Source organism: Fulvivirga kasyanovii (assembly GCF_009711405.1).
GTDB classification, from domain to species: Bacteria; Bacteroidota; Bacteroidia; order Cytophagales; family Cyclobacteriaceae; genus Fulvivirga; species Fulvivirga kasyanovii.
In genome coordinates this window covers 1,374-6,111 of sequence record NZ_SMLW01000335.1, presented here as the reverse complement: position 1 = coordinate 6,111, position 4,738 = coordinate 1,374, and the positions used below count along the sequence as shown (strand labels likewise).

The window sequence follows — 4,738 nt, the reverse complement described above, 5'->3', positions numbered from 1 at the left end:
TTAGTGTTCGCTATAGCGAACACTAATAAATATAAAGAACATGGAGCCTCAATTATTTTTAAGGCAATTCGGACAGCACGTTAGAAACCTAAGATTAAAAAAGAAAATATCCACTGAGCAAATGGCAAAGATTTGCTCAATTCCTGAGCTTAAAATTGTTCAACTGGAAAACGGTCAGCTAAACTCCCCAATAGGTTTACTCATAAACATAGCTGAAGCGCTTGAACTTGAATTGCATGAATTATTCTCACCAAATACATAAAAATGGAACAACAAAATCAAATTAAAAGTGACCCCATCAACAAAGAACACCAAACCCTATTTCACATCAACTGGAGTAATAGTGATACCTTACGGAAAGAGATTCTGCTAGCACGAACGCAGAGTCCCCTACGAGATCTGCGAGAGACTCTGCTGGGAAGAGGTGTATTAAAGAACTCCTTTCAGGATTCCTTCAAAAGCTGCAAATGCCCACAAACAAAATCGAGCAATTCGCATGGATTGGCTTCTATAGCTAACGCAATAAGATACACCTCATCAGCCCTGAGTTTGGTCGTTTCGTTAATGGAAAGCTCACTCAAACGCTGTTTACTAATGCCTGTTCGTCGTGAGATATGTGATTTGTTGACAGCTCTTTTATCTAAGTATTCTCCAAGTCTGGTCATTGGCTTTTCAGTTTATTCGCATAATTATATCAATTAAAATGACTAATGTGAAGATTTTCTGAAAAACAAATTGCCGTTATCAAGAATTTATGTATAATTGACAAGAAAATATTTAAACAAATGACTCACAACAATAATAACCATGCGTTAACAGTAGCAATACCGGTTGCCGGAGTTGATGAGCTTCACAAGTATCAGAAAGGTTTGTTGGCTGTTTTAAGTGAGATCAATATCGATACGTGTGACGAAGAGTTAAAAGAAAATATCAAAACCGTCTATCAACTTCTGAATCATCTACTGATTGGCTATTGTCCGCCTCCACTGCAGACAGGAAAACCATCGATCTTGAACAATAACCAAAATTGATCTAATGTCAACCGAAAGTTCCAACAAAGACCTAACCCTATTCCTCATCAGACGGGAGCTCAAAACCGCAAGTTTCATCCGTGAGCTAAGCCGGTTGGGCTTTGACCCTACTGCTTTTTCTCTGGATCTCGACAGGGCCATCTTATTGCTCGCCGGTTTTCAGGATCATGATGATGACGATCTGCTAAACTGGTACTATCGAATACTGGAAGTTTATAGCGAAAAGCTTAACATAAAGGATGAAACGGCTCTTTATGAATTGGCTTTGGAATTTTACCTCGAGTTGAGGATTAAACTGAAGGATTTGCAGCAGAAAAGCATGCCGCGTATAATTCTACCAGGAGAGATGTAAGGATTATATATGAAGCTCAAAACAAAAAATCCCCCGGAACCTGGTTCTCGGGGGATTTCTGTTGTCTATAGTTGGCTTTAATTGATACAAGTATATAGCTTACCCGTGGGACTGGAAAAAGCAAACAGACCAAGCACAATATGACGGGTTAAACTGCTAATTATACCTACGAAATGAATTATGATAAGTGTCGGGTAAACGAAACCACATCAGAGAGAATGGAGCTTTAATTCATAATATACCTTAAACAAAAAATCCTCCGGAACCTGGTTCTCGGAGGATTTCTGTTGTCTATAGTTGGCTTTAATTGATACAAGTATATAGCTTACCCGTGAGATTGGAAAAAACTAACAGACCAAACACAATATGGCGGGTTAAATGGCAAATTATACCTACGAAATGAATACCCCAGAAGCATGCAGGGTTTTTGGAGCCGAACTCCGCCGGTGAAGTAAGGTTTTTTGAGGTTTAACATTTGTCTCTGTTCAGGATACCCCTGGTGATATTAACAAACGTTTTTCTTTCCAACCTGTAGAGGCCTCCTGCTCCACCAACCCATAATTGTCCCGCCTTGTCTTCAAAAATTGCTTGTACAACTTTAATATTAAGCCCATCCTTTTGTCCAAAATTCGCAAGGTTTGCTCCATCATAACGGTAGACACCAAAGCCTTCTGAAGAGAACCAGATATTACCTGCCTTATCTTCACATAGTGCCCATACTTCATCGCTACCAATCTCATTTTCAAAAAACCTGGTGAACGATCCTCCATCATACCGGCTTACTCCCCCATACATGGAGCTAAACCAGATGTTTCCTTTAGCATCTTCCAAAATACTGACTATACTATTATCACTGAGCCCGTTTTGTTTATTTATGTTCGTGATTGTCTCCCCATCATACATATATACTCCCTCACCATTCGTTCCAAACCAAAGGTTGCCCTTTTTATCTTCTGCAATACTCCAAACCCAACTGGTACCTGCTGAAGGCAGCGAAAAAACTTCAAATTTTTCACCATTAAACCGGCATAATCCTCTGGCTGTTCCTACCCATATCATTCCTTTGCTGTCCTGAAATATGCTCCACGTTTCATCGTCGGCCAGGCCATCTTTTGCCGTAAAGTTGCGGAATGACGCTCCATCATACATCGATACTCCCCGATGGGTCGTAAACCACATGTTCCCTGCTTTATCTTCCATTATTCCGGTTATCGGCATGCCGCTCAGCCCCTCTTCTGCAGACAGATAGGTAAGCGAGTCGCCATCATAGTGAGCTATACCCTGATTATTGGTACCAAACCAGAGGTGCCCTTTTGTATCTTGAAATATCTTTCTCACATATTCGCCAACCTGCAGGTTTTTATTGGTTTTCTCAGGTTGCCAGCCCAAGTGCCGGGCGATGTTGTGATCACCCTGTAAGTTGGCCTGCACAATCTTCGGGGCAGCATCATTTTGCTCTGCCAGATGATTTTTGCTTTGCTCGCTGCATGAGAATATGACCAAAGCCAAAATCAGCACGGGGAAATACATAAGTGTGAGTGTCTTCATGGTTAAATATTTGTTTCGTGATTTTTTTGATAAATGTATCCTGAAGCACTTCCACAAGGTTTAAAAGAAGGTAAAATAGTGTAAAATGAATGTAAAACGTTTCGATACGATGTAAAACCAAATAGCTTTGTAGCAATGACCTTGAGAAATATCAAAATCATCCTTTACAGTTGCCTGAGCATTTTTTTGTTTATACCAACAGCCTATAGCCAGACAGGTATTGAAGAAAGGCACATCAAAGTGGGCATGCGGATGATCGGTGACCAGATCCTGCTCCACTCCGGAGACAGTACCTCCCGGGTTTTGGCTATTGAGAAGGAAGCAGACCGGTATAAAATTGAGTTTGAGTCTGGCTTCAGGTTTACCCCCGAAGCAATGGTAGCCACCATCAACCAAGTGGTGACAGAGACTGGTATTGCCACCAGCTATTTGGTAGAAGTAGAAAACTGTGAGACTAAAAAGGTGATCTATAGCTATGAGGTGGGTAATTCAACTACAAAAGACCTCATTCCGTGTAAATTAAGAGTGCAGCCTAAAGCTTGTTATAAGTTGTTTGTTACTATTCTGGACTCAAACCAATCAGCCTTATCACTATATAATAATAATAACGCTGTCCCTGCTAAAGAGGCTTCATCGAGCAAAAGTCAGATCAGTTATTTGGGCATTGCAGCATCGGTTTTGTTTTGTATTGCCATGCTTGGCCTGTTTATCTATTTCAGAAGAGAAAAACAAGTGATTCCAAAAGACCCGAATATGATTCTGGTTGGCCAATATAGGTTCGATAAAAAGGCTATGACACTTTCCCTCAAGCATGAGACTACAGAATTGTCAGGCAAGGAAGCAGATTTACTGTATTTGCTATGCCATTCCGAAAATCAGACCCTTACCCGGGAGTATATACTGGAAGTGGTGTGGGGCGATGAGGGCGACTATATAGGACGTACGCTGGACGTTTTCGTATCAAAACTACGCAAGAAACTCATCGCCGACGCCAGCATTAAAATTATCAACATCAGGGGTATAGGGTACAAATTCATAATAGATAACCAGGGGTAAGATCTGAAGCAACAGATCCAGACCACAAGAGGAAATGGTTATCAACAATTCAAAAAAAGAACCAGGAAAATACATCCCTGGCTCCCAAGCTATAACGCTTTCTAAAGCCATCGACCCAGATTGCTTTAGTGATACAATTGTACCGGTTCCGAAGTGCTCAAAGTGCTTTCAATTGATGAATGACCGTTTTCAATTGACGGATGTGGAATGTGGATTGATAGAATATCTACCGGAGTTGACGTGAGATGAGAAATTTAGTTTGCACAGTCTGCATATGAGACTCTGCAAACTAATATAAGAAACCGACCTTTAGCATGCTGTATTTCCCGCAGTTGCCGGACATTCTGCATCCCAGGTATACAAAGGGTCCTGAATGTTGCATACAAAAAGTACGCTCTGAAATGGGCAAAGTACCGAATTAACGATAACGGCTCTCCCTCCACCCTGAGCAGTGTTTTGCGCTTCCTTAGGAACTTCAGTTACGAAGCTGTTAACTTTTAAATCGTCGAGTTTTAATTTTGATTTTTTCATAATTGTGATTTTTAGTTGGTAATATTTATCACAATTATAACCGTCCTGATACATTCAGGAGATGATGGATTAATCAATGCCAGATTTCAGTTGATCGATAAGGGGTATGGGTTGATGGGTATTTTGGAATGAAGGTATTTTCCTAAAAGAATCCCCTCTCCTCAAATACGCACTTTTTGGCTGGTAATTTCTGAATGGCAGCTTACTGAGCTAAATTGCA

7 protein-coding genes are annotated in these 4,738 nt (G+C 40.7%); 4 read left to right on the top strand and 3 right to left on the bottom strand.

All coding sequences use genetic code 11. The annotated features are described in order from the left end of the window. Window positions 1–40 precede the first annotated feature (40 nt). Window positions 41–262, top strand: coding sequence for a transcriptional regulator (locus tag E1163_RS03240; RefSeq protein WP_155169398.1), 222 nt, complete (start codon window positions 41–43; stop codon window positions 260–262). A 181-nt stretch (window positions 263–443) separates the two neighbouring features. Here E1163_RS03240 and E1163_RS03235 read toward each other — a convergent pair whose 3' ends face one another. After that, complete coding sequence (locus E1163_RS03235; protein ID WP_155169396.1) at window positions 444–665, bottom strand: helix-turn-helix domain-containing protein; 222 nt, start codon at window positions 663–665, stop codon at window positions 444–446. A gap of 120 nt (window positions 666–785) precedes the next feature. Here E1163_RS03235 and E1163_RS03230 point away from each other — a divergent pair, with 120 nt between their 5' ends. Both E1163_RS03230 and E1163_RS03225 read left to right on the top strand, forming a co-directional pair. Continuing rightward, window positions 786–1,031 carry a hypothetical protein gene (locus E1163_RS03230; RefSeq protein ID WP_155169394.1) on the top strand — a complete coding sequence of 82 codons (246 nt, stop codon included), beginning with the start codon at window positions 786–788 and terminating at the stop codon, window positions 1,029–1,031. 4 nt (window positions 1,032–1,035) lie between these two features. Then, complete coding sequence (locus E1163_RS03225) at window positions 1,036–1,383, top strand: hypothetical protein (RefSeq protein WP_155169392.1); 348 nt, start codon at window positions 1,036–1,038, stop codon at window positions 1,381–1,383. Window positions 1,384–1,851: 468 nt separating this feature from the next. Here E1163_RS03225 and E1163_RS03220 read toward each other — a convergent pair whose 3' ends face one another. Beyond that, complete coding sequence (locus E1163_RS03220; RefSeq protein WP_155169390.1) at window positions 1,852–2,931, bottom strand: ligand-binding sensor domain-containing protein; 1,080 nt, start codon at window positions 2,929–2,931, stop codon at window positions 1,852–1,854. 135 nt (window positions 2,932–3,066) lie between these two features. On the opposite strand from E1163_RS03220, the gene E1163_RS03215 reads away from it, so the two are divergent. Next, on the top strand, window positions 3,067–3,987 hold the full coding sequence (locus E1163_RS03215) for a winged helix-turn-helix domain-containing protein (RefSeq protein ID WP_221417923.1): 921 nt from the start codon (window positions 3,067–3,069) through the stop codon (window positions 3,985–3,987). A 309-nt stretch (window positions 3,988–4,296) separates the two neighbouring features. On the opposite strand, the gene E1163_RS03210 is transcribed toward E1163_RS03215, so the two are convergent. Then, a complete protein-coding gene (locus E1163_RS03210) occupies window positions 4,297–4,518 on the bottom strand; it encodes a pinensin family lanthipeptide (protein WP_155169387.1) in 222 nt (73 codons plus the stop codon). Between the last annotated feature and the right edge of the window lie 220 nt (window positions 4,519–4,738).

Bases quoted from the DNA above. Each gene is read 5' to 3' on its own strand.
- E1163_RS03240 (WP_155169398.1), top strand. From the start codon at position 41: ATGGAGCCTCAATTATTTTTAAGGCAATTCGGACAGCACGTTAGAAAC.
- E1163_RS03235 (WP_155169396.1), bottom strand. From the start codon at position 665: ATGACCAGACTTGGAGAATACTTAGATAAAAGAGCTGTCAACAAATCA.
- E1163_RS03230 (WP_155169394.1), top strand. From the start codon at position 786: ATGACTCACAACAATAATAACCATGCGTTAACAGTAGCAATACCGGTT.
- E1163_RS03225 (WP_155169392.1), top strand. From the start codon at position 1,036: ATGTCAACCGAAAGTTCCAACAAAGACCTAACCCTATTCCTCATCAGA.
- E1163_RS03220 (WP_155169390.1), bottom strand. From the start codon at position 2,931: ATGAAGACACTCACACTTATGTATTTCCCCGTGCTGATTTTGGCTTTG.
- E1163_RS03215 (WP_221417923.1), top strand. From the start codon at position 3,067: ATGACCTTGAGAAATATCAAAATCATCCTTTACAGTTGCCTGAGCATT.
- E1163_RS03210 (WP_155169387.1), bottom strand. From the start codon at position 4,518: ATGAAAAAATCAAAATTAAAACTCGACGATTTAAAAGTTAACAGCTTC.